At 73.8% G+C, this 23705-nt stretch carries 20 protein-coding genes; 7 read left to right on the forward strand and 13 right to left on the reverse strand.

Features of this window, described 5'->3' with window-relative positions; all coding sequences use genetic code 11:
• Positions 1–148: 148 nt before the first annotated feature.
• Positions 149–838 carry a sigma-70 family RNA polymerase sigma factor gene (locus ACFY0D_RS12815; RefSeq protein WP_390798355.1) on the reverse strand — a complete coding sequence of 230 codons (690 nt, stop codon included), beginning with the start codon at positions 836–838 and terminating at the stop codon, positions 149–151.
• A 149-nt stretch (positions 839–987) separates the two neighbouring features.
• On the reverse strand, positions 988–1746 hold the full coding sequence (locus ACFY0D_RS12820) for a hypothetical protein (RefSeq protein ID WP_390798356.1): 759 nt from the start codon (positions 1744–1746) through the stop codon (positions 988–990).
• A 204-nt stretch (positions 1747–1950) separates the two neighbouring features.
• On the opposite strand from ACFY0D_RS12820, the gene ACFY0D_RS12825 reads away from it, so the two are divergent.
• Positions 1951–3156 carry an MFS transporter gene (locus tag ACFY0D_RS12825; protein ID WP_390798357.1) on the forward strand — a complete coding sequence of 402 codons (1206 nt, stop codon included), beginning with the start codon at positions 1951–1953 and terminating at the stop codon, positions 3154–3156.
• On the forward strand, positions 3153–4259 hold the full coding sequence (locus ACFY0D_RS12830) for a sugar ABC transporter permease (protein ID WP_390798358.1): 1107 nt from the start codon (positions 3153–3155) through the stop codon (positions 4257–4259). Before ACFY0D_RS12825 ends, ACFY0D_RS12830 begins: the two co-directional genes overlap by 4 nt.
• A gap of 172 nt (positions 4260–4431) precedes the next feature.
• Here the strand turns inward: ACFY0D_RS12830 and ACFY0D_RS12835 are convergent, their stop codons facing one another.
• A complete protein-coding gene (locus tag ACFY0D_RS12835) occupies positions 4432–5640 on the reverse strand; it encodes an acyl-CoA dehydrogenase family protein (RefSeq protein WP_390798359.1) in 1209 nt (402 codons plus the stop codon).
• A gap of 144 nt (positions 5641–5784) precedes the next feature.
• Between ACFY0D_RS12835 and ACFY0D_RS12840 the strand changes: the two genes are divergently transcribed.
• Together ACFY0D_RS12840 and ACFY0D_RS12845 are read left to right on the forward strand one after the other, a co-directional pair.
• A complete protein-coding gene (locus ACFY0D_RS12840) occupies positions 5785–7602 on the forward strand; it encodes a CoA transferase (protein WP_390798360.1) in 1818 nt (605 codons plus the stop codon).
• Positions 7599–9275 carry a class I adenylate-forming enzyme family protein gene (locus ACFY0D_RS12845; RefSeq protein ID WP_390798361.1) on the forward strand — a complete coding sequence of 559 codons (1677 nt, stop codon included), beginning with the start codon at positions 7599–7601 and terminating at the stop codon, positions 9273–9275. Before ACFY0D_RS12840 ends, ACFY0D_RS12845 begins: the two co-directional genes overlap by 4 nt.
• A gap of 488 nt (positions 9276–9763) precedes the next feature.
• On the opposite strand, the gene ACFY0D_RS12850 is transcribed toward ACFY0D_RS12845, so the two are convergent.
• From ACFY0D_RS12850 to ACFY0D_RS12865, 4 genes are all read right to left on the reverse strand, one after another.
• The gene (locus ACFY0D_RS12850; protein WP_390798362.1) at positions 9764–10576 is read right to left on the reverse strand and encodes a metal ABC transporter solute-binding protein, Zn/Mn family; all 813 of its coding nucleotides are present in this window, start codon (positions 10574–10576) and stop codon (positions 9764–9766) included.
• Entirely contained in the window at positions 10534–11400 is an 867-nt protein-coding gene (locus tag ACFY0D_RS12855) for a metal ABC transporter permease (RefSeq protein WP_390798363.1), read from the reverse strand. The genes ACFY0D_RS12850 and ACFY0D_RS12855 overlap by 43 nt, the downstream gene beginning before the upstream one ends.
• The gene (locus ACFY0D_RS12860; protein WP_390798364.1) at positions 11397–12032 is read right to left on the reverse strand and encodes an ATP-binding cassette domain-containing protein; all 636 of its coding nucleotides are present in this window, start codon (positions 12030–12032) and stop codon (positions 11397–11399) included. Before ACFY0D_RS12860 ends, ACFY0D_RS12855 begins: the two co-directional genes overlap by 4 nt.
• A gap of 164 nt (positions 12033–12196) precedes the next feature.
• Positions 12197–12853 carry a DUF2278 family protein gene (locus ACFY0D_RS12865; RefSeq protein WP_390798365.1) on the reverse strand — a complete coding sequence of 219 codons (657 nt, stop codon included), beginning with the start codon at positions 12851–12853 and terminating at the stop codon, positions 12197–12199.
• Between the two features lie 152 nt (positions 12854–13005).
• On the opposite strand from ACFY0D_RS12865, the gene ACFY0D_RS12870 reads away from it, so the two are divergent.
• Positions 13006–13425: a molybdopterin-binding protein gene (locus tag ACFY0D_RS12870; RefSeq protein ID WP_390798366.1), complete on the forward strand. Its 420-nt coding sequence runs from the start codon at positions 13006–13008 to the stop codon at positions 13423–13425.
• 68 nt (positions 13426–13493) lie between these two features.
• Here the strand turns inward: ACFY0D_RS12870 and ACFY0D_RS12875 are convergent, their stop codons facing one another.
• From ACFY0D_RS12875 to ACFY0D_RS12885, 3 genes are all read right to left on the reverse strand, one after another.
• Positions 13494–13934, reverse strand: coding sequence for a molybdopterin-dependent oxidoreductase (locus tag ACFY0D_RS12875; RefSeq protein ID WP_390798367.1), 441 nt, complete (start codon positions 13932–13934; stop codon positions 13494–13496).
• Between the two features lie 83 nt (positions 13935–14017).
• Entirely contained in the window at positions 14018–16786 is a 2769-nt protein-coding gene (locus ACFY0D_RS12880) for a molybdopterin-dependent oxidoreductase (RefSeq protein ID WP_390798368.1), read from the reverse strand.
• The gene (locus ACFY0D_RS12885; RefSeq protein WP_390798369.1) at positions 16783–17607 is read right to left on the reverse strand and encodes an FAD binding domain-containing protein; all 825 of its coding nucleotides are present in this window, start codon (positions 17605–17607) and stop codon (positions 16783–16785) included. Before ACFY0D_RS12885 ends, ACFY0D_RS12880 begins: the two co-directional genes overlap by 4 nt.
• 280 nt (positions 17608–17887) lie before the next feature.
• On the opposite strand from ACFY0D_RS12885, the gene ACFY0D_RS12890 reads away from it, so the two are divergent.
• A complete protein-coding gene (locus ACFY0D_RS12890; RefSeq protein ID WP_390798370.1) occupies positions 17888–19372 on the forward strand; it encodes a PucR family transcriptional regulator in 1485 nt (494 codons plus the stop codon).
• Here ACFY0D_RS12890 and ACFY0D_RS12895 read toward each other — a convergent pair.
• From ACFY0D_RS12895 to ACFY0D_RS12905, 3 genes are all read right to left on the reverse strand, one after another.
• Positions 19364–19762: a molybdopterin-binding protein gene (locus ACFY0D_RS12895; RefSeq protein WP_390798371.1), complete on the reverse strand. Its 399-nt coding sequence runs from the start codon at positions 19760–19762 to the stop codon at positions 19364–19366. The two genes, ACFY0D_RS12890 and ACFY0D_RS12895, sit on opposite strands and share 9 nt — an antisense overlap.
• A 163-nt stretch (positions 19763–19925) precedes the next feature.
• The gene (locus tag ACFY0D_RS12900) at positions 19926–21725 is read right to left on the reverse strand and encodes an Ig-like domain-containing protein (protein ID WP_390798372.1); all 1800 of its coding nucleotides are present in this window, start codon (positions 21723–21725) and stop codon (positions 19926–19928) included.
• Positions 21726–21775: 50 nt separating this feature from the next.
• A complete protein-coding gene (locus ACFY0D_RS12905) occupies positions 21776–22855 on the reverse strand; it encodes a hypothetical protein (RefSeq protein ID WP_390798373.1) in 1080 nt (359 codons plus the stop codon).
• Between the two features lie 396 nt (positions 22856–23251).
• On the opposite strand from ACFY0D_RS12905, the gene ACFY0D_RS12910 reads away from it, so the two are divergent.
• The gene (locus tag ACFY0D_RS12910) at positions 23252–23632 is read left to right on the forward strand and encodes a hypothetical protein (protein WP_390798374.1); all 381 of its coding nucleotides are present in this window, start codon (positions 23252–23254) and stop codon (positions 23630–23632) included.
• Positions 23633–23705 lie beyond the last annotated feature (73 nt).

Below are 23705 nucleotides of genomic sequence, written 5' to 3' on the forward strand. Positions count from 1 at the left end.
CAAAGAACAAGTAAATGGAAAATCGTTTCGATACCGGGACAGTCCACTCGTTCGAGGGGAGTATCCGCGCGGAGGTTTGGCGCGGCTACGCGGGAGGGCTGCGGGGGCACACGCCGCCCGCGGCCCTCCCGCCGGCCCTCCCGCAGGATCAGGCGAGCGCCGCGGCCGCCGTGAGCATCCGCTCTGCGGACCGGTCGAGCCGCGGCGCCGGGGGCTCCGGCGCCGGCTCGGCCGTACGCGTGTCCGTCAGGAGCGCGATCAGAGAGGTACGGGCGCGGGCGACGCGGGAGCGGACCGTACCGATCGGGCAGCCGACGGCCGTTGCCGCCTCGGCGTAGGACAGGCCCAGCAACTGGGTCAGGACCAGGGCCTCCCGCCGCTCGGACGGGATCACGGCGAGCAGTTCCGCCAGGGCGATGCCGTCCTCGAAGCCCGGCACGTCGTACGGCTGGGCCTGCTCGGCGGCCGTCTGCCAGTCGCAGCGGTCCGAGAGTCTCGGCCGGGCGGCCGCGTGGCGCAGGCTGTCCACGACCGTGCGGCGGGCTATGGACAGCAGCCAGGTGCGCGCGGAGGAACGGCCCTCGAACCGGTGCAGGCTCGCCAGCGCGCGGAGGAAGACGTCCTGCGTGAGGTCGTCGGCCGCCTGGGTGTCGGCGCTGAGGTAGGCCACGTAACGCCAGACGTCGCGGTGGAGGGCGCGCACGAACCGGTCGGTCTTCGCGGGATCCCCGTCGCGGGCGTCCAGCGCCAGCCGGGTCACCGCCGCGTCGGAGTCGGGGGTGCGCCGGGCCGGCCGGTCGCCGGCGGTACAGGAAGTGGTCGTCAGGGCAGCAGTCATCGCCACAAGGTCCTTACGGGCAAGGGGAGTCCGGCGCCGCGAGCGGCGGGGCCGGTGAGGGGTACGGCCTGCCGGAAGGCATGGCCGAGGCCCGAGGCGCGGAGTGCGGGTGCGAGAGCGGTCGCGGACGCGGCTCGGGGAACCAGCTGTCAGAGGACAGCGGTTCCCGCCGGCGGACCCCGTGAGGTGATGGCATGGACGAGGAAGAGCCGGCGCGGCGCGCGGTGCCGGCGCCGGCTGCGGACCCGGACGGGCGGCCGGTGTACGGGTGCCGCCGTACGCAGCAGCAGGCGCAGCGGAGTCCACAGGCGCCCGGCGACGGCGCGCACCACACGGAAGACGGCCCGCTCGCCGTGGGCGAGCCACAGCCCGCACAGCACGGCGGCCAGCAGGTGCGCGGCCAGCATGCCCGCCGGGGACATGGCGACCGCCTCGTGCACGCCGCCCGGCAGCGGCCCGCCGGTCGCAGCACCATGCGCGCCGGTCACGCCGGTCACGCCGGTCACGGTGGACGCGGCGTCCACCGTCCCGTGCATCGCGTGGTGCAGGTGGGCAGGCGCCCCCGGCATCCCGGCGCCGGGCGGCTGCGACATTCGCATCATCGTCGACATCGACGACATCTGCCCGGATCCGGTCGTCGCGGCCGCCCCGGCGAGGGACTGGGACAGGGTGAAACCGGCGTGGAGCACCGCCTGGACGGCGACGGCCGCCGTCGTCACGGCGAGCAGCCCGCGTTCCCGGCCCGCGAGGGCCCAGGCCGTCGCCGCCGTGCCCGGAAAGGCGACGGACAAGGCCCACCAGGGCACGGCCACACCCGACATGAGCAGGTGTCCGGTGGCCGCGAGCAGCACACAGAGGGCTGCGAACATCGCAGCCCGTAGGGCGCGTAGAAAGCGGACCGGGTTCATGGAGGGCTCATCCTTGCACCGGCCTCCCGAGCCGCACATCAGGGTGCGCACTTCCGGACAAGTTCCCGCGTCCCGGCCTGTCATGGCCGGGCCGCCCGCCTCGTGTGGTGCAGGGCACAGCGGAGGGAGGGAACCTGCCCGCCGCTCCATCCGACTGCCTACCCGCTCGGTCGAAGAGTTCAACGTCCTGGGAAGGGAGACTTCGTGACGGCGGAGGGGACGGCGACCGCATCGCCGGCGGAGAAGGACGGCGCGGCGGGGCGGCAGTTGACCGCGCTGCTGACCTGCGCCATGGCGTTCTCGATGCTGCAGCTGTTCCTCCTCGGGGCGCTGGGCCCACGCCTGGTGACCGAACTCGGCGTATCCCCGGCCGTGCTGGGACTGACGACCACGATCGGCTTCGGGACCGCCGCCGTCCTGTCCCCGGCGGGCGGCCGGATCGTGGACCGGATCGGTCCGCGGCGCTCACTGGTGATCCTGCTGCTGGTCTCCGCGGCGGCCCTCGCCCTGATCGGCGCCGCGCCCGGAGCCGGTCTGCTGCTCGGCGCCGTCGCACTGGGCGGCGTACCCCAGGCGCTGGCCAACCCGGCCACCAACAAGGCCGTGCTGCGCGCCGTCCCGCCGGCCCGGCGGGGCGCGGTGACCGGCCTCAAGCAGTCCGGAGTCCAGCTCGGAGCCTTCGCGGCCGGACTGCCGCTCGCCCTGCTCGCGGGCGGCATCGGCTGGCGGGGCGCGGTCTGGACCGGCGCCGGCGCCGCCCTGCTCGCCGGGCTGTGGGCCCTGCGCGTCCTGCCCGCCGACCCCGCCGCGCCGCCCGCGGGGCCCCGTACGGCTCTCGTGCCGCGGGGGATGGTGGCCTGGCTGGCGGTCTTCTCGCTGTTCCTCGGCTCCGGAATCGCCTCGGTCAACACCTACCTCGCCCTCTTCGGAGCGCAGCGGCTGGACCTGGGCCCGACGGCGGCGGCCGCGCTGGTCGCCGTACTGGGCGTGGCGGGGATCGCGGGCCGGGTCGGATGGTCGAAGGCGGCCCGGCCCGGGCGGGCCGAATGGCTCCCGGGGTGGCTGGCCTGCGGGGCGCTGGGCGCGGCGGTCCTGCTGGCGGCCGCCCTGGTGGTGGGCCCGCTGGTGTGGGCCGGGGCGATCGCCGTCGGCGTCTTCGCCGTCTCCGGCAATGCCGTCTCGATGGTGCTGGTCATGCAGCGGGCCGCCCCCGGCCGCGCCGGACAGGACTCGGCGCTGGTCGCGGCCGGGTTCTTCGGCGGATTCGCGGTGGGCCCGCCCCTGTTCGGCCTGCTCGCGCAGAGCGGACGGTACGGGCCGGGCTGGCTGCTGGTGGGCGCGGAGTTCGCGGCCGCGGCGGCCGTCGCGTTCCTGTGGGCCGTACGGGACCGGCGGGAGGCCGCGGCATGAGCGCGGGCGTCTTCGGGCCGGGCCCGGCCCTCGCGGCCGTCATGGCACGCGTGGCGGTGACCGCCGAGGCGGTCGGCCCCCGCTTCCCGCTGTACGCCGACCCGGCCGACGGGCGGTGGACGACCACCGGCCGCGGCTCGTGGACCGGCGGGTTCTGGGCCGGGCTGCTCTGGCTGCGGGCACGGTACACCGGCGCCGCGGCCGACCGGCGCGCCGCCGCCGCGTGCACGGCCCGGCTCGAACCGTGGGCAGCGGCCGACACCGCCACCCGCGGCCTGATCCTCTGGTACGGGACCGCTTGCGCCGGGGACGACGCCCAGGCCGCCGAGCTCCGAGGCCGCGGCGCCCGGGCCGTGCTGTCGGCCTACGACCGCGAACTCGGGCTCGTGCCCTGGGGGGACGCGCTCGGCGGGCCCCGCAGGCTCGCCCGCGTGGACGGGGTGCCGGGGACCGTGCCCCTGCTGGCCGGGGCCGGACCGCAGGGCGCCGCCGCCGCGGCGGCCCACCTCCACCGCCACCTCGACCTCTGTCTCGGCGCGAGCCGGGGCCGGGACCTCTTGCTGCGGCCCGCCCTGCGCTTCGACGCGGTCGCGGGCTGGCAGCCCTGCGCGGACCCACCGCCGGGCTGGAGCCGGGGCCGCGCCTGGCTGCTCCTGGCGGTGGCCGACGCCTTGCTGCGCCCGGACCTCGCGATGCCCGGCCCGGCCGCCAGGCTCGCCGAGGCGGCCGAACTCCTGTCGGGCGAGGACGAGTTCCCGGCCGGAGGGCCCGCACGGCTCGTCCCGGCGGCCGACGCCGCCCGCCCGGACGGGCCGCTCGACACCTCGGCCGCCGCGATCACCGCGGTCGCCCTGCTGAAACTCGCCCGTGTGCCCGGCCCCCGGGCGGGCGCGTACGCGCACCGGGCCGAGGTGATCCTCCGCCGCCTCGCGGAGAGCCACCTCACCGGACCGGACTCCGGACGCCCGCCCGGGATGCTGCTGGACGGCTGCTACGACGCCGGGAAGGAGCTGGCCGTCCGGCACGAGCTCGTCTGGGGCGACTTCTTCCTCGCGCTCGGCCTCGCCGCCCTGCACGGGGTCGTCGACATCACCCGCGTCTAGGGCGTGCTGTAAAAGTCCCGCCTGGCTCGCGGCGCCTGGCACCGCGCCTCGCCGCGTTGTCGGAACGCCCGCTTACGTCCAGTAGGCGGGCGATCCTCCGCCTTGCGATGCACGGCACCAGACGCCGCGAGCCGCGCCCTTCGGGCGCCCGACGCTACTTTTGAGACACGCCCTAGGTGTATTGGCCGCCGTCCCGAGCGTAGCCGCGCAGGACCCGGCGGGCCACGGAGGTGATGTGCAGCTCGTCCGGCCCGTCGAGGATGCGGGCGGCCCGGCCGGTGCGCAGGAGCCCGGGCAGTGGTGTGTCCGGACCGAGCCCGGCGGCGCCGTGGACCTGGATGGCGGAGTCCGCGACCTGCTGGAGCATGCGCGCGGCGGCGACCTTGGCGAGCCCCACCTCCGTACGCGCGTCCCGCCCGGCGGCGATCAGTGCCACCGCCTCGTGCACCAGGGGGCGGGTGGTGCGCAGGGCGAGCAGGGCGTCGAAGACATGACTCTGGATCAGCTGCTGGTCGGCGAGGGGCCCACGGGACCCGCTGCGGGTGGCGGCCCGCTCACACATGAGGTCGAAGGCGCGCCGGGCCTGGCCGAGCCAGCGCAGGCAGCGCAGCGTACGGCCGAGCTGAAGCCGCTCACCGGCGATGGCGAGCGCGTCCCCGGGCTCGCCGAGGAGGTGGTCGGCCGGGACCCGGACCCGGTCGAGCTCGATCTCGTACTGGCCGCCCACACCGAGTACGGGCAGTTCGCGTACGACGCGGAAGCCGGCCGACGCGGTGGGCACGAGCAGCAACGACAGGCCCTCGCGGTCACCGGCGCTCCCGCCGGTGCGGGCCATGACCGTCACCAGGCCGGCGTCCGCGGCCCCGGAGGTGAACCACTTGCGGCCGGTGACGAGCCAGCTCCCGTCCGGCCCGCGCTCGGCCTGGGTGCCGGTCCGGAAGGGGTCGGTGCCGGGGACGTCAGGCTCGGTCATCGCGTAACAGGCCCGCATCTCCCCGGTGACCAGCGGCTTCAGGTATGCCTCGCGGACCGCGCTCCCCCCGTGCCGCGCCAGCATCGTCACGTCGAGCAGCGGGGCGGATCCCAGCGCGGCCGGACCGTGGTCACTGGCCCCCTCCGCCTCGGCCAGGGCGGCGTACGCCCGGAACCCCAGCCCGCCGCCGCCCAGCTCCGCCGGGAGCGGCAGCGCCCACAGGCCCTCCTCCTGCGCCTGGCGGCGCAGTTCGGCCAGCGCTTCGGCCGCCGCGGGCCCGCCGCCGTCCAGTTCCGCCTCCCGTGGGATCACCCGGGTCCCGATGAAGCGGTCGATCCGCTCCCTCAACTCATCCGTTCCCGCCACCTGTTGCGCGTCCGAGGTGTGGTCCGTGCCTGGATCCGTCACTTCTTTCCTCCTCATTCCCGGGAACTCGCGGGAACGGCCGACCGACTCCCTGTCCGTGGAACTGGTCGGGTGCGGACGCTCCCGGGTTCCCCAGATTCGGCAAGACCCGGGCGCCGGCCACCGCCGCGCCAGGAGAGGAGAGGCATGGCGTCACCAGCAACCACGCAGACGGTCCGGCCGCTCGACACACTGCGCTTCGACACCTCGGGGCCCCCGCAGATCACGAGCGTCATCGCCGACCACCTGCGGCTGCTCGGCGCACGGACGGACCGCCCCGCACAGGGGGATGCGTCCGCCGGCACCGCCACCCCAGGTGGCACCACGCTCATGGGCGGCGGTTTCGACCCGGCGCACGCGACGGCCACCTGGGCGGATCCCCTGAGCGGGCTCGCCGACGAGGCCACGGTGCAGGCCGCGACCGGCATCATGGCCGTACACGGCAGGCGCGACGGCAGCCCGCGCGGCCTCGCCGTCGACTACGCGGCCACCGCCACCGGAGTCCTGGCGGTACAGGGGCTGCTCGCGGCCCTCGTGGGCCAGGCCCGCGGCGGCGCCGCCCGCGCGCTCACCACCAGCGCGGACCGGGCGGGCCTGCTCGCGGTCTCCCAGTACCTGGCCGCCGCCGGAGCCGACGAGGGCGAGGCCGCCGAACTCGCCGCCGGAGGACCTCCGTTCACCTCCGCCGACGGCGTCCTCTTCGAACTGGAGACCCTCGATCCGGGCGCCTGGGCGGCCTTCTGGAAGGCCCTGGAGGCGCCCGCGGAGGCCCTGAGGGCCGGCTGGCGGCCCTTCCAGTTCCGCTACGCCACCGCCTGCGCCCCGTTCCCGGCGGCCCTCCACCTCACGGCCCGGTCCCACACCTGGGAGCGGATCCGCCGGGCCGCGGCCGCATACGGAACCGAGGTGTGCGCCCTGCACCCGCTCGCGGAACGGGCAGCGGAACGGGCCGCGGAACACGACGGCGCCGCCCCCTGGTCCCTGTCACGGTCGGCCACCGGACGTCTCACCGCCAGGTCGGCCCGGCTGCCCGGCGCGGCACCCTCCGGCGGCCCCCTGGCCGGGCTGACCGTGCTGGAGGCGGGCCGCCGCATCCAGGCCCCGCTCGCGGCGCATCTGCTCGGGCGCCTCGGCGCCGACGTGATCCGGATCGAACCGCCGGGCGGCGACCCGCTGCGCGGCATGCCCCCGGCCTGTTCCGGGATCTCGGCGCGCTGGCTCGCCCTCAACCGGGGCAAGCGGGCCGTGGAGATCGACATCAAGCAGGAGGCCGACCGCCGGCGGCTGCGGGAGCTGGCGGCCGGAGCCGACGTCTTCCTGCACAACTGGGCGCCGGGCAAGGCCGCCGAACTCGGCCTGGACTCCGGGGACCTCGCACGGGTCAATCCCGCGCTCGTCTACGCGTACACCAGCGGCTGGGCCGACCGGATCGAGCACGCCCCCATGGGCACCGACTTCATGGTCCAGGCCCGTACGGGCGTCGGCGAGGCCGTCCGCCCCGAGGGCGAGGCCCCGGCGCCCTCGCTGATGACCCTGCTCGACGTACTGGGCGGACTGCTCGGCGCCGAAGCCGTCCTCGCCGGGCTGCTGCTGCGCGAGCGCACCGGCCACGGCGTACGGGTGGACTCCTCCCTGCTCGGCGCGGCCGACACGCTGACCGCCCCCGCCCTGCGCCGGGCGGCCCGCGGGGAGAACCCCCGCCGGCCGGCCGGATTCCGGCTCCCGCGGCCGACGGCGGACGGCTGGATCGCGCCGGCCGACGCCGACGCCGGTGCCGTGGCCGCCCACGACCTGGGCGGCCTGTCCACGGCCGAGGCCCTGGCCCGGCTGCACGAGCACGGGCTGACCGCGACCGCGGTCACCACCGAGCTGTCCGACCTGCACCACGATCCGCGCTTCGCCGGCTCGATCAGCCGCGACGCGCACGGCGCCCCCGCAGTCCCCGACCCCTGGAGCTTCGCATGACCGCCGACAGGCTCGTACTGCACGACCTGCTGCCCGCCGAACTCCGCCGTTCCTGGGTGGTCGACGGGACCTGCCCCGACCTCGACCTCTACAGCCTCTTCCGGGCACGCCAGATCGCCGACCTGCACCGCACGGCCGTCCTCGACGCCAAGGGCAAGCTCTGCTACACCGCGCTCGACCGCAAGGTGCGATGTCTGGCCACCGGTCTGCGGGAACTCGGGATCGGCCCGGGCGACGTGGTCGGCGTACAACTCCCCAACAACCGCTTCGCCGTCATCGCCGATCTCGCGCTCGCCGCGCTCGGCGCGATCGCGCTCCCGTTCCCGGTGGGCCGGGGCGTCCTCGAAGCCGAGTGCCTGCTGCGCCGTGCCGAGGCAGTCGCCGTCATCGCGGCCACCGAGCACCGGGAATTGCGGCACGCGGCGGATCTGAGCACGCTCGCCGGGGCGCTCCCGGCCCTGCGCCACGTCATTGCCGCAGGCCCCGGAGCCGCGCCTGAAGGAACGATTCAGCTGTCGGGGCTGCTGCGTTCCGACCCCAGCGGATTCGTCCCCGCCCGGCCCGATCCCGACAGCGCGGCACGCATCCTCGTGTCCTCCGGCTCCGAGGCCGAGCCGAAGATGATCGCGTACTCGCACAACGCGCTGGCCGGCGGACGCGGGAACTTCCTCGCCTCCCTCATCCCGGACCGCACCCCGCCGAGCTGCCTGTTCCTCGTACCGCTGGCGTCCGCCTTCGGGTCCAACGGCACCGCCGTCACCCTCGCCCGGCACGGCGGCACCCTCGTCCTGCTCGACCACTTCACCCCGGAAGCGGCCATCGAGGCGGTACGCGAACACCGGCCGACGCACATCCTCGGCGTGCCCACCATGGTCCGCATGATGCTCGAACGTCTCGACGGGACGGACGAGAAGCTGCCCGCGCCCACCGCACTGGTCCTCGGCGGGGCGCCGCTCGACGAGACCACCGCGGCCGCCGCGGCCGAGGCCTTCGGCTGTCCCGTGGTGAACCTCTACGGCTCCGCCGACGGCGTCAACTGTCACACCGGACTGGGCAACACGGTGCCGCCCACCGACGGATCCGGGGTCGTCGCCGGCCATCCCGACCCCCGGGTCGCCGAGATCCGCATCGCCGACCCCGACACGCACGAACCGCTGCCCGACGGCGCCGTCGGCGAGATCATCTCGCGCGGCCCGATGACCCCGCTGTGCTACGTGGGCGCGCCCGACCTGGACGCCCGCTACCGTACGCCCGACGGCTGGGTCCGCACCGGTGACCTCGGGTACCTCGACTCCGACAGCGTCCTGCACATCGTGGGCCGCCTCAAGGACATCGTCATCCGCGGCGGCGCCAACATCAGCCCGGCGGAGGTGGAACGCGAACTCACCGCGCACCCGCAGATCCGGGACGTGGCCTGTGTCGGAGTGCCGGACCCGCTGATGGGGGAGCGGCTGGCGGCCTGCGTGGTGCCGCGCGGCGGACAGCCCCTCACCCTCGCCTCCCTCGGCGAACACCTCACGCGGCGCGGGCTGGAACGGAGCAAACACCCCGAGCGGCTGCTCCTGATCGCCGAACTGCCCCTGACGGCGGCCGGAAAACCGGACCGCGCGGCCCTGCGCGAGCGCCTCGCGGCGACCTCCACGACGGCTCCGCCGCTCGCGCAGGCGGGCTGAGGCACGGGGCCCGGCGGCACACACCGCCCGCCGGGCCCTCGCCGGCCGGACGAAGTCCGCCCGCAGGGGAGCCTTGTGCTACGGGCAGACCGCGTCACCGTCGTACCGCGGCCGGGTCCGGCACGTCGCTTCTACCGCCCTACGCTGCTCCAATCCGCCGGGGCCGGTGCCACCGAGCGGCCTGCGGCGTGCTCATGGAGACGGCGCGTCAGTTCCTGGAGGTCGTACCCGGGGAAGTTCACCTGGAGCAGCCGCCGCTCGAACCGGCGAGCGCCTTCGGTGGGTGCGGCGCCGGGCACGTCCAGTGGTACGGCTCGGTGAGGAGTCCTCGCTCGCCGGGCGGTACGGCCTCGCACCCCGGGGCCCGTTCGGAGTGCGGGCCCGACGGCTGAGGTGCGGCGGAGCGCCCCGCGGGGTGGCGAGTCGGTACCCCCGGCACTGGCCGGCCGGTTCCCGCGGGGCTGCTCGGGGCTGCTCGGGGCAGTCGGTCAGGAGGCGCCCATGGCCTTCTTCAGTTCAGCCGCGGCGTTGCGGTAGACCGGCAGGAGGTCGAGGTCCTCGCCGGGGTAGTTGACGATCTTGACCTGCTTGGCGCCGGAGTCGGGCAGTACCGTGCCGGTGGACATGTGCGCGTTGTCCAGCACCAGCTCCGGCTTCTTCGCCGCGAGTTCGGCCAGCTGCGCCGGGGTCACGGCCTCGGGTCCGTACATGCCCACCGGGGTGGCGCCCGCGAGCTTCGCCGACCACGCGGTGAAGACCTGGGTGACGACCGAGGGGCTCTTGCCGCCGGGCCACCCGGCCTGGACCTCCTTGTTCAGCTTCGCGTACTCGGTCTCGAAGCCGGTCTTCCACTTCGTCGCGGCGTCCGCCGTGCCGAAGAGGGCTCCCAGCTTGTCGACCTCGGCCTTGACCTTGTCGGGATCGTTGTCGAGGTTGACCTCGACCAGCTTCGCCTTGGAGCCCGCAGCCTCCTTGATCTTCGCGGCGTACGGCTCGAACGGCGCGTAGAGCACGAAGTCGGCCTTGGCCACGGCGGCGAGGTCCGACGGCTTGGGGTCGTAGTCCGGGGCGTGGTGGACGGACTGCGGCACGATGACCTTGACGTCCTCGGCGCCCGCAGCCTTCGCGAAGGCGCCCTCCCAGGTGGTCGTGACGACCACGACCGGCTTCTTGGCCTGCGGCTGCGTGCCGTCCTGGGACTTCGCGTCCTGGGGTGAGGGAGTGTTCCCGCAGGCGGCGGTCAGGGCGAGCGCCGCGCTCAGTGCGAGGAGGGAAGAGATACGGACGCGGGTGCGCGCCATGAGCTGATTCTCCGTTCGGGTATGAAATGCACCGCGAGGACCAGTGCCCCCGCGGTCAGGACGAGGACCGGGCCGGGCGGCCAGTCCAGCCACAGGGCCAGCAGGAACCCCGTCAGATTCACCGCCACGCCGATGCCGACCGCCCAGAGGGTGATCGACTTCAGCGAGCTGCCCAGGCGGCGGGCGGCGAGTGCGGGCAGCAGGGTCAGGGCGTCGACGAGCAGGGCGCCGGTCAGTTTGATCGCCCCGGCGACCGCGATGGCGACCAGTACCAGCAGGGCGGCCGTCAGCGCCCGTACCGGTACGCCGGAACACTGGGCGAGCTCGCGGTCGTAGAGGAGGAGGCCGATCTCGCGGCGCCGCCACCAGAACAGGCCCGGTACGGCGACGGCCAGTACGCCGAGGACGACGAGATCCGGTGTCCCGACCGACAGGATCGACCCCCAGAGCAGGGCGAAGGCGCCGGAGGCGTTGACCCCCGACACGGCCAGCAGAAGCAGCGCCGCCGCGATGGCCAGGCTCATGAGCAGGCCCATCGCCCCCGACAGACCGTCCGGGGTCCGGGCGAGCGGAGCCACGCCCGCGCCGGCCAGCGCACAGGCCACCAGCGCGCACAGCATGGGGTCGAGTCCGGTGAGGAGTCCGACGGCGATGCCCAGCAGGGCCACGTGCATCATCGCGAACCGCACCGGCATGATGTCGAGCCCGACGATGACCACGCCGACGACCGGCAGGCCGATCGCGGCCAGCAGCAGGGCCACGCCCGCCCGTTGTACGGGCAGCAGCTGCAGGAGTTCGCCGAGGTCGGCGGTGGCCAGGTTCACCGGACCTCCCGCAGGTGGCCCGCGGCCATCTCCAGCACGCGGTCGCAGCGGTCCGCGAGGGCCCGGTCGTGCGTCACCACGATGAGGGTCACCGGCAGGGAGGTGAGGACGTCCGCGGCCTCCGACTGCCCGTCGAAGTCGAGCGCGGCGGTCGGCTCGTCCGCCAGGAGCAACTCGGCTCCCGCAGCGATGCATCCGATCGCCCGGGCGAGGTACATGCGCTGCAACTGGCCGCCGGAGAGGGTGTGCAGGGGCCGCCCGACGAGCGGACCCACACCGAGCCGCGCCGCGGCCTCGGCCGCCTCCGCCGGAGCGTTGCTGGCGGCCAGCAGTTCGGCGCCGAGCAGCGGGAAGCGGCCGGCGGCCGGCTTCTGCGGGATCCAGGCGCAGGCCCGGCGCCGCCAGGCCCACTCGGCGGGCGAGCGGCCCTCCCGGCCGCCGACCAGGATCGAGCCCGTCGTCTGACGGTGCAGACCGAGGACGGCGCGCAGCAGCGTCGTCTTGCCCGAGCCGTTGGTACCGGTCAGGGCCACGCGCTCACCGGCGGCGATCTCCAGATCGACGTCCGAGACGGCCTCCACCCGGCCGTGCCGGCACACGACCTCCCGCATGCGCACATCCAGCCCGCCCATCACACGCCTCCTCCGCCGCCGCGCGGGAAGGCGAGGATCCGCCTCCCACGCGGCAGTAGTCGGATGGGGGGCGCCCGGGGTTCCCGGTGGTCCGGGGCCGATTCCGTGGAGGGCCGCAACGCCGAGCCGGACGGAGGCGGATCCAGAGCCGACTCCGGCCGTGTTCAGATCGGGTGGCCCTCGGCGTCCGTGTGGTCCTTCTGGCTGGAGAACTTGTTCAGGAACACGTCGAAACGGCCGTCGGGGCGGCGGGTCATGGTCGCGCCGTCCTGCCAGATGCCGTTCTCGGGCCACCACTGGCTGCCGTACGCGTCGCCCTGGTTCTGGTGGATGTTGTGGACGCCCAGCCCGGTGTCGAACGGTTCGCCGAACACCAGGATCGGCCGTCCCACGGCGAGGATCGGCTCGAAGGCGTTGGCGGCTTCGACGTTGGAGCCCGAGGTCCAGGGCGGGGACGACTTCAGCAGCCGGTCGAGGAGGTCGCGCAGCGGGCCGGGCAGCCACCCGGGCCACTCCTGGAGCCTGCGCAGGGCCGGATGGCGGAGGTAGTCGAGGGCTCCGGACCTGGGCACGCGGTCGAGGTCGTGGAACCCGGGCGCCAGTGCGGCCACCGGGCCGAGCGCCGCCGCGTCCACGGTGAAGACCTTCCACTGCACACCGGTCTCCGAGTCGTGGCTGTCCACGTCGACGGCGCACTTGTACCGCCCGTCCGGGGCGTCGACCCGGAGGTTGACGTGGAACCAGGCGCCCTCCGTGTCGGGGGTGTCGCGGAAGGACTTGTGCAGGGTCCCGGCCAGCACGCCGTAGCGGTCGAATGGCATGTTCCCCAGTGAAGCACCGGGCCAGCCGGTCGGGTGGTTCTGGCGCGCGGGCGTGAGGGGGATAAGGGCGGACCGGACCGGGTGGCCCTACGGTCGGTCCCGTGCGGCCCCTCCGGACCGCGCGAGGCGCCTACGCAAGAGGTCGAACCTTCATGAGTCTGAGCATCCGCAACCAGCTCGCGGGCACCGTCACCGCCGTCACCGTCGGCGAGGCCATGGCGACGGTCAAGGTCCGCCTGGAGGGAGGCCAGGAGATCACCGCGGCCATCACCGCCGACGCCGTCAAGGACCTCGGCATCGCCCCGGGCTCCGCGGTGAAGGCGCTCGTCAAGGCCACCGAGGTGGCTCTGGCCACCGGCCCGGTCGAGAACATCTCCATCCGGAACCAGATCACGGGCACGGTGTCCGAGGTCGCCGTCGGTCCGGCCATGGCCGCCGTGAAGGTCAACGTGAACGGGGGCGGGCTGACCGCGGCCGTCACCGCCGACGGTGTCCAGGCGCTGGGCCTGGTCCCCGGCTCCTCCGTCGTGGCGCTGATCAAGTCGACCGAGATCTCCCTCGCAGGCGCCTGAACCGTCCGTGCCGTCGGCATCGTTCGTACCGTCCGTTCGGTTCCGGCCTCGTACGGTCCCGGCCGGGCTCAGATGCCCGGCGCCGCCAGGGCCCCGAACCACACGTGCGTGACCGCACTGACATAGCGCGCCCCGCACCGGTCCGAGGGCACCACGAGCTGGGCCCCGGACTCGTCCAGGTCCTCCCCGTCCAGCCGGGTGGCCAGCAGCACCGGACTGCCGCCGAAGTCGGCGTCCAGTTCGGCCCAGGCGAGGACGCTGTGGTGGCCGTCCCCGCCGCTGACCGCCAGCAGGAAGCGCGACCGGTCCTTGCGGCGCCGGGCGTCGAAGGCAGGCCCCGCGCTCGCGACCACGTCACGCAGCAGCACGCCCTCGAAGACGTGGTGCTGCGGGCCGTTCGTCGCGCAGTCGAACACCACCTTGGCCCGGCGCTGCTCCCACGCGCGCAGGTCGGCGACGCTGAGCAGGGCCGGGCGGTCGAGGTCGCCGTGCAGCATGAGTTTGGCCATACGAGCCCGATTCCCAGATCCCCTCGCCCGGGAAACGTATCTGCCACTCTCATCTCACTATGTGAGTTGCATCTGAGTGCGTTCTACGCCCTTGCGGCTTGCATCTTCTGCCAGACGACGTCCCTGGTCACCGGCATCTCCGTGAACCGCACCCCGGTCGCGTCCCGCAGGGCGTTGGCGAAGGCCGGGCCCACCGGGTTGAAGGGGCTCTCACTCATCGACTTGGCGCCGAGCGGGCCGATCGCGTCCGAGGTCTCCATGAAGTGGACCTCCGTGCGCGGGACGTCCGCGTACTGAGGGAGCCGGTAACGGCGGAACGCCGCCGTGGTCACCTCCCCGCGCTCGTCCACCCGTACCGTCTCGAAGAGGGTCGCGCCCAGGGCCTGGGCCACACCGCCCTCCACCTGGCCGCGGCACTGCATCGGGTTCATGACCTTGCCCGCGTCGGCCGCGTGCACACTGCGCAGGATCTTCATCTCACCGGTGTGCGGGTCGACGGCGAGGCGGAACCACTGGGCGTTGAAGGCCACCGAACGGGGGGAGCCGGTCCAGTGGCCGTCCGCGGCCATCTCCTCCAGCTTGCCCTTGTCGTACGCGGCCTCGTACAGCTCCTTGAGGGTGACGGTCCGGCCCGCGCAGTCGAAGGCCTCGGGTCCCAGCCTGCACAGGTGCCGGGCCACGCCCGTGTGGCGGGCCGCGAAGGTCTGCAGGCGCTCCGCGAGCGAGTTCGCCGCCAGCATCACCGCCTTGCCCGCCACCACCGTGCCGGCCGAGCCGAACGCGCCGGTGTCGTGGCGGACGACGTCGGTGTCCGACTGGCGGACCGCGATCCGGTCCACCGTCGTGTTCAGCGCGCCGGCCGTGATCTGCTTGTGGACGGTGGTCGTGCCGTTGCCGAACTCCGCGGTGCCGACCGCGATGTCGTACGTACCGTCGCGCAGCAGACTGATCCGGGCGTCGGCGAAGTGGCCGCCCGGCGGGCCGGTCGCGATCATGGCGACCGCCGCTCCCGTGCCGGTGAGCCAGCCCTCCGGGACGTCCTCGTGACTGCGGTCCTCGGCGATGGCCTTGCGCACCACGTCCATGCACTGCTTCATCCCGTACGAGGCGATGAAGAGGTCCTCCTCGTGACCGATCGGGGTGACCATGTGGTCGCCGGCGCCTATGACGTTCTTCTCGCGCAGTTCGAGCGGGTCCATGCCGAGCCGGATGGCGAGCTCGTCCATCACCGATTCGAGGGCGAAGAGGACCTGGCCCAGGCCGTAACCGCGGAAGGCGCCGGCCGGGACACCGTTGGTGTAGACGGAGTACGCCTCCACCTCCTTGTTCGGCGCCTTGTAGACGGCGAAGGACTCGCCCACGCTGTGGAACATGACCGCCGGGCCGTGGTTTCCGTAGGCGCCGGTGTTGGAGACCACGCGGATGCGCAGGGCGGTGAGAGTGCCGTCGGCCTTGGCCCCGATCTTGATGGTGATCTTGAAGGGGTGTCGGGTGGTGGCCCCGTAGAACTGCTCGGCCCGGGTGAATTCGAGTTTCACCGGTCGGCGCAGCTTCAGGGCGGCGAGGACCACGATGTCCTCGGTCAGCATCTCCTGCTTGCCGCCGAACCCGCCGCCCACGCGGCCCGCGACGACGCGGACCTCGTCCTCGTTCAGGTCGTAGAGGGCGCACAGCGCCCGCCGGGTCAGGAACGGCGCCTGGGTGGAGGAGCGGACGGTGATGCGCTCACCGTCGCCCTCCTCCTTCGGTTCGAAGTACGCGACGCTGCCGTGGGTCTCCAGGCTGGCGTGCTGCACGCGCTGGGTCTGGAACGTTTCCTCGCAGACGACGTCCGCCTCCGCGTACCCCTTCTCCATGTCGCCGAGCGTGTTGTGGACCTCGCCGCACACGTTGTTCTCGGCGCGGAAGATCCCCGATTCGGGCCCCTTGGGGTGGAGGACGGGGGCACCCGGCAGCATGGCCTCCTCCGGGTCGATGACGTACGGGAGTTCCTCGTACGTGACGACCACCCGGCGGCAGCCCTCCTCGGCGGCCTGCTCGCTGTCGGCGACGACGGCCGCCACGCGCTGGCCGACGAAGCGCACCACGTCGTCCAGGACGCGGGTGTCCATGGGATCCTCGGTCGGGTGCTCGTGGCGGGCGGACGAGTACAGCCGGTCGGGGGCGTCGTGGTGGGTGAGGACCGCGTGGACGCCCGGGACCTGGAGGGCGTCCCTGGTGTCGATGTCGACGATGCGGGCGTGCGGGTGCGGGGAGCGCAGCAGCTTCATGTGCAGCAGCCCCGGCACCTCGACGTCGAAGGTGTAGCGGGCGGCGCCGGTGACGACGAGGGGGCCGGCGGGGGCGCCCAGGGACCTGCCCACGGCCTGCCCGGGCTCCGGGGCCTCGGTGTGCCTGACCCCGCGCACGGCGTCCTCGATGGCCCGGTAGCCCGTACAGCGGCAGATGTTGCCCTTGAAGGCGCGCGGGAGGTCCTGGAGCTTGCCGTCGTCGTGGGCGGTGCCCTCCTCGGCCTGGAGGGCGGCGGTGGTCATCAGGAAACCGGCGGTGCAGAAGCCGCACTGGAAGCCCTGGGCGTCCAGGAACTGCTGCTGCGCCGGGTGGAGCTCGCCGCCGGAGCAGGCCAGACCCTCCACGGTGGTGACGGAACGGCCCTCGGCGCGGACGGCCGGGTAGAGACAGCTGTGCACCGGCTGCCCGTCGACGTGGACCGTGCAGGCCCCGCAGTCGCCTTGGTCGCAGCCCTTCTTCACACCGAACCAGCCGCGTTCGCGCAGGTAGGTGCGCAGGCACTGGCCGGGCCGCGGCTCGGTGTCGAAACGCCGCTTGTTGATCTCGATCTCGTACGTCATCGGTGGTCCTCGGTGGTGAGCTCGCGGCGGATCTCCTCGGCCAGGCGCAGGGCCATGTGGCGCCGCCATGCGGGCAGCCCGTGGATGTCGTCGTACCACTCGTCGGGCCGGACGGTGCCGTCGATCGCCGCGCGCAGTTCGGCGGCCGTGGGCGGCAGCGCGAACCAGAAGCGGAAGGGGCGGGTGGTGGCGGCGGAGACCGTCACGGCGAGGGAGCCGTCGGCGGGGTCGCAGGCGCCGATGACCAGCGCGCCGGAGCGCCCGAGTCCGTAGAGGGACGCCTGGCGGAAGGCCGTACGGGAGGCCAGCGCGTTCGGGGGCAGGCGCACGGAGCGCAGCAGCTCGCCCTCCCGCAGGTTCTTCACGCCGGCGCCGAGGATGAACTCGGTGACGGCCATCCGGCGGGTGGCGCCGTCCTGACCCTGGAGGAAGACGGTGCCGTCGAGACCGGCGGTCAGGGAGACCATCGGGCCGGCGGGCAGGCCGTTGCAGAGGTTCCCGCCGACGGTCGCCATGTTCCAGATCTTGAAGCTGGCGAGGAAGGCCCGGCAGCACTGCTCGAAGAGCGGGGCGGCCGTGGTCGGCAGGGTCCGGGCGAACCGCGAGAGCTCGGTGATCGTGCAGGTCGCGGCGATGTCGAGGGAGCCGTCGGGCTGCCAGGACAGGGGCGGCCAGCCCATGCGGGAGAGGTCGACGAGGCGGCGGATGTGCGGCTGGGGCTCGGAGAAGAGGTACGTGCCGCCGCCGAGCCAGGCGTCGCCGGGACGCCAGGGTTCACGGCGGCGGGCGTCGCGCACGTCGAGCACCGTGTTGAGATCCAATTCGCGCCACCAGCCTTTCCGGCCTGACAGGGGGTTTCACCCAGGGGTCTCACCCACGGGGTGTCACGCAGGGGTTTCACCCGGGGGGTTTCAGCCAGTGAAGCAACGGAGGCGGGGGTGAAACGACTGGTCCCGGCCACGGAATCGGACGGGCCCGAAACCCTCCCTCCTGGATAATCAACCAAGAGGCATACCGAGTGCTTCTCCTGGCATTTACGATGGCTGAGCCTCTGTTCACCTCGCGAATGTGGGCGTCCGCCTGCCGCAAGGAGCCCCCGCCATGCACGTCCTCGACCTGCTCCAGCTCGACAGCCTCGGTCTCAGCCTGCTCTGGGGCGAGGAAGCCCTTCTCGGCCAGGAGGTCGCCGGCGTCACCGCCACCGACCTGGAGGAGCCCGGCCGCTTCCTGGGGCCGGGGGAGCTCGTGCTGAGCGGGCTGGTGTGGTGGGCCGAGGGGGACGTGACCAAGGCGGACCGCTTCGTCGGGGCGCTCGCCGACGCCGGAGCCACGGCGCTGCTGGCCGGGGAGGAGACCCACGGCAGGGTCCCCGACGAAGTCGTCGCCGCCTGCCGCAGCCACCGGGTGCCGCTCGTGGCCGTCCCCGCACGCACCAGCTTCCGGGCGGTGACCGAGGCCGTGTACCTGCGCCAGTGGGGCGACCTGAGCCGCCGCCCGACCCGGCTCTTCGCGCTGCCCGAGAACGTGCGCGGCGAGCTGAGCCGGCTCGTGGAGGCGGGGGCCGGCCCGGACGAACTCCTGGACCGGGCGTGCGCGCACCTCGGCCGGGTGTCCTGCTACCTGCTCACCGCCAGCGGCCGCACGGTGGCGCGTACGCCGTCGGCCCCCGAGCTGCCCGCCCGGCAGGCGTCGGCCGCCTCCGCGCGCGGCGGGGTCTGGCTGCGCATCGAGACCGAGAGCTCCCCGTACGACGCCTGGCAGCTGCACGTGCCCGAACCGGACGCGGCGCCCCCGCGGGTGCTCCACGAGATCGCCGAGGTGCTCGCCCAGAGCCGGAGCGGGCAGACCCGCCGGCTCGCCGCGGAGCGGCTGGCCGGGCAGGAGCTGATCGGTGTGCTGGAAGGGACGGTCGAGGGCCCCGCCCCGGCCGACACCGGAGCCCTGGAGGAGGCGCTCGCGGGCGCCGGGCTGCCCGTGGGAGGGGCGTACCGGGTCCTGGCGGCGACCTCGGGCGACGCCCTGGCGGAGGGCCTGCGCCATCTGGAGAACGCCACGTACGCCGTGGGGCGTTCGGTGGCGGTGCTGTACGAGGACCCGGCCGCCGCGACCGACGCGGCCGGCGCGCTGCGCGCGGTGTGGCCGATGCTCCGGCAGTGCGGGGGACCGCAGACGGAGCTCCGGCTGGGCCTCGGCACGCGGGCCGAGGGCCTGGAGGGGCTGCGGGCCTCCCTCAGCCAGGCCCGGTTCGCGCTGACCTCGGCGGACGAGGCGGTCCCGGTGCGCGGGGTCGAGCAGTTGGACACCCTCGGCGAGCTGATGGCGGGGATCCCGCCGGAGGTGCGGTCGGTGTACGGGGCGCGGATCCTGGGAGCGCTCGGGGACGGGATGCTGCGGGAGACCCTGGAGGTCTTCCTGGCCCACAACTGCTCCTGGGCCCGCACGGCGGAAGCGCTCCACCTGCACGTGAACACGGTGCACTACCGGATCGAGCGGGTGGAGGTCCTGACGGGCCGTGACCTCTCGCGCCTCGACCACAAGTTGGACCTGTACGCGGCGCTGCGCTGCGGCGCGCCGGGCCTACGGTAACGCGATGTGGACCTCGGTGGACTTCACCCGGGCCGTGACGGTCGAGCCGACCATGATGCCGAGCTGCTCGACCGACTCCCTGGTCACCACGGACACCACGTGGTGCGGCCCCGACTGGATCTCCACCCGGGCCGCCACGGCGTCGAGCCGTACGGCGGTGACGATTCCGGCGAAGGAGTTCCGTACGGAGGTCAGCGCGGTGCCCGGCGGCAACGGGTGCATTCCGGCGGCGCGTTCCTTGGCGAAGGCGGCGAGGACCACGCCGTCGACGGCGTGGGAACCGTCCGGGGCGCGGTCGGCCGGCAGCCGGCCCGTCCCGGTCCACCGGCGGACGGTTTCGGGGCTCACGCGCAGCAGTTGGGCGGCGAGGCCCACGGAGTACGACGGCACGCCCGCAGCATAGGCGGTGCCGCTCCGGCCGCGAACGGCGAGGCACCCGGGACCGATCGTCCCGGGTGCCTGTCCGTCAGCGCGCGCCGTCACCGCCCGCGGTCACCGCCCGCCGTGGCCGGCCGTGGCCGCGAGCCCGGTCGCGGCCACGGAGTGGGTCCGGCTACGGAGCCGGGCGGCACTGGCCCGAGCGGGGCCCCTGGACGAGGGTGCCCGTCTGCACCAGCTCCGGTGCGTTGCCCTCGCAACGCAGCGGTCCGGTGACCCGGTTGGCACGGAACGCCGGGACGTCCGCGCCGGGCAGCGGTCCGCTCCCGCTGTTGCGGTCGATCCGTACCGGTCCGGTGACCGTGTTGGCGGAGGCCTGGAGGCCACCGGTGTTGCCCTCGAAGGTCAGCGGACCCTGGAAGGTGTTGCCGCCGCAGGCGGTCGACGCGTCGTCCGAGCCGGCCAGGACGTAGCCGGCGCTGTCCGTCACGGAGACGGGGCCGGTGAGGCGCGAGCCGCAGAGGGCGAGGGCCAGGGCGCCTTCGGCGGACACGGGCCCGGTGACGCGGGCGTCCGTGATCGCCAGGGATCCGCCCGGAGCCACCTTGACCGGGCCCGTCTGGCTGCCTCCCGAGGCGATGCAGAGCGCCTGGCCGGCGGCCACCGTCAGGGCGCCGACGCGTGCCGTCGTGATGCACGGCAGGCTGAAACCGACCGTGACGGCGGACGGCCCGGCCGTCGCGCCCGGCGTGTGGCTCGCGTCCCCGCCGTACGTCGCGGTGATCGCGTGGGCGCCGGGCCGGAACGCGGTGGTGCGCAGCCGGGCCTGCCCGCCGTCGAGCGGTACGGTCGCCAGCGGAGCCGTCCCGTCGAAGAAGGTGACCGTCCCGCCCGCCGTGCCCGCGGCCGGATTCGCCGCGGTGGCGGTCGCGGTGAGGGTCACGGGATGCCCGAACAGTGGTGCGGCGGTGTCCGCGGCCACCGAGAGCGAGGTCCCGTACCGGAACGAGACGACCGCCTTGCCGTTGCCGCGGTTCACCCCCGGCAGGAGGGCGACGTCGGTGGCCGCGGGAGCCGCGAAGCCGCTGCCGCCCCCGCCGCCGGCCCCGTACAGGTTGTCCGGGTTCCCGCCGCCGGAACCGCCGCCTCCGCCGAAGTAGCCGCCGCCACCGCCTCCGCCGCCGTTGCCGCCGCGTGCGCCGTTGCCGCCGGGGCCGCCGCTGCCCGGGTTGGGCTGCCCGGTGTTGGGGTCGACGTCGCCTCCGGGTATGCCGGGGCCGCCGAGGGGGGAGGTGCGGCTGCCGGTCCCGTGCTCGGTCCGGGTCGCGCCACCGCCCCCGATACCGGATCCTTCCGGACCGCCGCCGTGGCCGCCGGCCTCACCGGCCGGGCCGCCGCCGTGGCCGCCGCGCAGCAGGGGCCCGCCGTTGCCCGCGCCCCCGCCGCCGCCGGCGACGAGGATCCGGTCGGCCGGTCCGAAGGCACCGGTGCGCACATCGGTGGCGCCGCCGCCGGAGCCGCCCCCGCCGTGCGCACCGCCGCCGCCGGCCCCGTGGCCGGTGCCGCCTGGCCGGGCGTACTCGCCGCGCCGCGAACTGCCGGAGCTGCCCGCCCCGCCCACCGTGATCTGAAGGTTCTGGCCCGCGCTCACGGCGAGGGCCGCGCGGGTCTCGCCGCCGAGTCCGCCGGGCGCCCCCTCGTTCGGGGGGTTGGGGGTGACGAAGCCGGCCGCGCTGCCGCCCTCGGCTCCGAACACGTCGATGGTGACCGCGTTCACGCCCTCGGGTACGGCGAAGGTGTCCGTACCGACCGCCGTGTAGGTGCAGGTGGGAGGCGAGGCGGTGAAGGTGCCGCCCGTGCCGCAGGGCGACGGCGCCCCGGCCGGGTCCGCGGTCGCGGGCACGGCCGCCAGTAGGGCCGCCAGCAGGCCGGTCACGCCGGCCGCCACTGCTGTCCTGGATCTGAAAATGCTCAATGAGAGTCCAAACGAGAGTACGTGGGAGGGGACGGGCAGCTGTCGGTGACTCAGACGCCGTCGTCGGCGCACAGTGCCCAGGCGTCGGAGTAGGTGCCCGGCGAGCTGACTCCGCCGGTGTGGGTGACGGCCGTCCAGTAGGCGGCGGTGGTGGTTCCGTCACCGACCGGGGTGCCGCCGGAGTTGCTCGGGTAGCTGCCGTTGAGGTGGTCGCCGACCGACCCGGGTCCGGTGAAGTTGGTGGTCGTGACGCTGCCACCGCTGATCGCGGCGCCTCCGCCGATCAGCTTTCCGTCGTTGCCGCCGCAGCCGACCGTGACCGTCTGGCCGCTGGTGGCCGCGGTCGGGCCGCTCACCTCGCTGTGGCGGACCTTGACGGTGGCACCGCTGATGTCGATGTTGTTGCCGCTGCAGATCGCGTAGGCGTACGTGGTGTTGTTGCTGTTGCCGCCGCCTCCGTTCCAGCCGACCGCGGTCCAGGAGTCGGGGTTGTTCTCGCCGTCGGCCGCGGCCTTCTGGCCGAAGCCGTGGGCGGAGTCGTTGAAGGTGGGGAAGCTCGCGATGGGCTTGAGGCTGCCGACGCTCGCCGGGGTGATGCGGGCGCCGCCGCCGATCAGGCGGGTGTTGGCCGGGCAGCTCGCGGTGACCAGGCCCACCGTCCCGCTGGTGGTGGGTCCGGCGATCTTGTTCATGACCACCTGGGTGTGGTTGATCAGGCTGCTGGTGAAGCACATGGCGTACGGCGTGCTGGAGAAGGAGGCGTTCACCGCGCCGCCGCTGCCGCCGATGCCGAGCCAGTAGGCCACGTCGGTCCCGACGACGCCGGTGGAGCCGGTGTACTCGGTGCTGCCGTCGGGGCTCGGCGAGGTGCCGTTGATCTTGTTGCCGTTCGACGAGGTGCCGGTGCCGATGGCCTGGGCGATCCCGCCACCGGAGATCAGGCCGCTGCTACAGGCGGCGTTGGTGGATATCTCGGAGAAGGCGGAGCCGGGCCCCATGGTGGCGCCCGGGGTCTTCACGGTCACACCGACCGTGTTGGCGTACGCGATTCCCGGTACGGCCAGGGCCAGCAGGGCGCTCACGACCAGCGCCTTTCCCGCGGCCGGGCGCCGCAGAAGCATCTTTCGCATCAGAATTTCCCCTTCGGAGGTGGATCTCGGCTGGAGGCGGCCATGGCCGCACGGCCTCCGACGCATCCGTTGTGGTTCTCGGGACTTCGGTCTGACCGAGGTGCTCGGCACGGCGTCCGACCAGGTCGGTGGACAGTCGTGACGGGATGGGGTGTGCGGATTGCGCCTGCGGAATGTATCAGTCAGATAAGGCGGCAGATATGGCGAATCTCAGGAATTCACCTAGCAGATGCTGTATTCGTCGGTAGCTGATTACCGCTTTCGCGTCGATGGCTTTTGTCCGGTGATGAGGATTTTCCAATCCCTCATCCCGTTCGTGGCGAATCCCTGATGAGGCTCCTGAGGTCGAAGGGGCCGCTGAACCGACCGTCCGAGGAAGGGAAGGAGGTGAGTGCGATGACCGGTTCGCTGCGCACACGGCGCCTGATCGTCGGAGCCGCGTCCGCCGGGCTGCTGGCCGGCGGGTCGCTGCTGGGCCTCTCCGGCACCGCGAACGCCGCCCCGGCGACGTCCGCCACGGTGAGCTCGACGCTCACCAGTGACCGAGACCGAGACCGCGATCGTGACCACCGCCATGACCGCCACGACCGCCACAACCGGTGGGACCGCCATGACCGGTGCACCTGGGTGAAGGGCCACTGGGAATCCAAGTGGCACCACGGCACCTGGCACCAGGGCCACCGCGACCACCACGGCAACTGGCACGACGGCTGGTGGGACAAGGGCCACTCGAAGCACTGGGTGCCCGGCCACTGGAACTGCCACAGCAAGTGGTAGCCCGTAGCGCCACGGCACCGTAGCGCCACAGCACCGTAGCGCCGTAGCGCCGACCTGGCACAAAGGGGTTCCG

This window comes from Streptomyces sp. NPDC001502, from assembly GCF_042894785.1.
In the GTDB taxonomy this organism is placed as follows: Bacteria; Actinomycetota; Actinomycetes; order Streptomycetales; family Streptomycetaceae; genus Streptomyces; species Streptomyces kutzneri.

Bases quoted from the DNA above. Each gene is read 5' to 3' on its own strand.
- ACFY0D_RS12815 (WP_390798355.1), bottom strand. From the start codon at position 838: ATGACTGCTGCCCTGACGACCACTTCCTGTACCGCCGGCGACCGGCCG.
- ACFY0D_RS12820 (WP_390798356.1), bottom strand. From the start codon at position 1,746: ATGAACCCGGTCCGCTTTCTACGCGCCCTACGGGCTGCGATGTTCGCA.
- ACFY0D_RS12830 (WP_390798358.1), top strand. From the start codon at position 3,153: ATGAGCGCGGGCGTCTTCGGGCCGGGCCCGGCCCTCGCGGCCGTCATG.
- ACFY0D_RS12840 (WP_390798360.1), top strand. From the start codon at position 5,785: ATGGCGTCACCAGCAACCACGCAGACGGTCCGGCCGCTCGACACACTG.
- ACFY0D_RS12845 (WP_390798361.1), top strand. From the start codon at position 7,599: ATGACCGCCGACAGGCTCGTACTGCACGACCTGCTGCCCGCCGAACTC.
- ACFY0D_RS12850 (WP_390798362.1), bottom strand. From the start codon at position 10,576: ATGGCGCGCACCCGCGTCCGTATCTCTTCCCTCCTCGCACTGAGCGCG.
- ACFY0D_RS12860 (WP_390798364.1), bottom strand. From the start codon at position 12,032: ATGGGCGGGCTGGATGTGCGCATGCGGGAGGTCGTGTGCCGGCACGGC.
- ACFY0D_RS12865 (WP_390798365.1), bottom strand. From the start codon at position 12,853: ATGCCATTCGACCGCTACGGCGTGCTGGCCGGGACCCTGCACAAGTCC.
- ACFY0D_RS12870 (WP_390798366.1), top strand. From the start codon at position 13,006: ATGAGTCTGAGCATCCGCAACCAGCTCGCGGGCACCGTCACCGCCGTC.
- ACFY0D_RS12875 (WP_390798367.1), bottom strand. From the start codon at position 13,934: ATGGCCAAACTCATGCTGCACGGCGACCTCGACCGCCCGGCCCTGCTC.
- ACFY0D_RS12880 (WP_390798368.1), bottom strand. From the start codon at position 16,786: ATGACGTACGAGATCGAGATCAACAAGCGGCGTTTCGACACCGAGCCG.
- ACFY0D_RS12890 (WP_390798370.1), top strand. From the start codon at position 17,888: ATGCACGTCCTCGACCTGCTCCAGCTCGACAGCCTCGGTCTCAGCCTG.
- ACFY0D_RS12905 (WP_390798373.1), bottom strand. From the start codon at position 22,855: ATGCGAAAGATGCTTCTGCGGCGCCCGGCCGCGGGAAAGGCGCTGGTC.
- ACFY0D_RS12910 (WP_390798374.1), top strand. From the start codon at position 23,252: ATGACCGGTTCGCTGCGCACACGGCGCCTGATCGTCGGAGCCGCGTCC.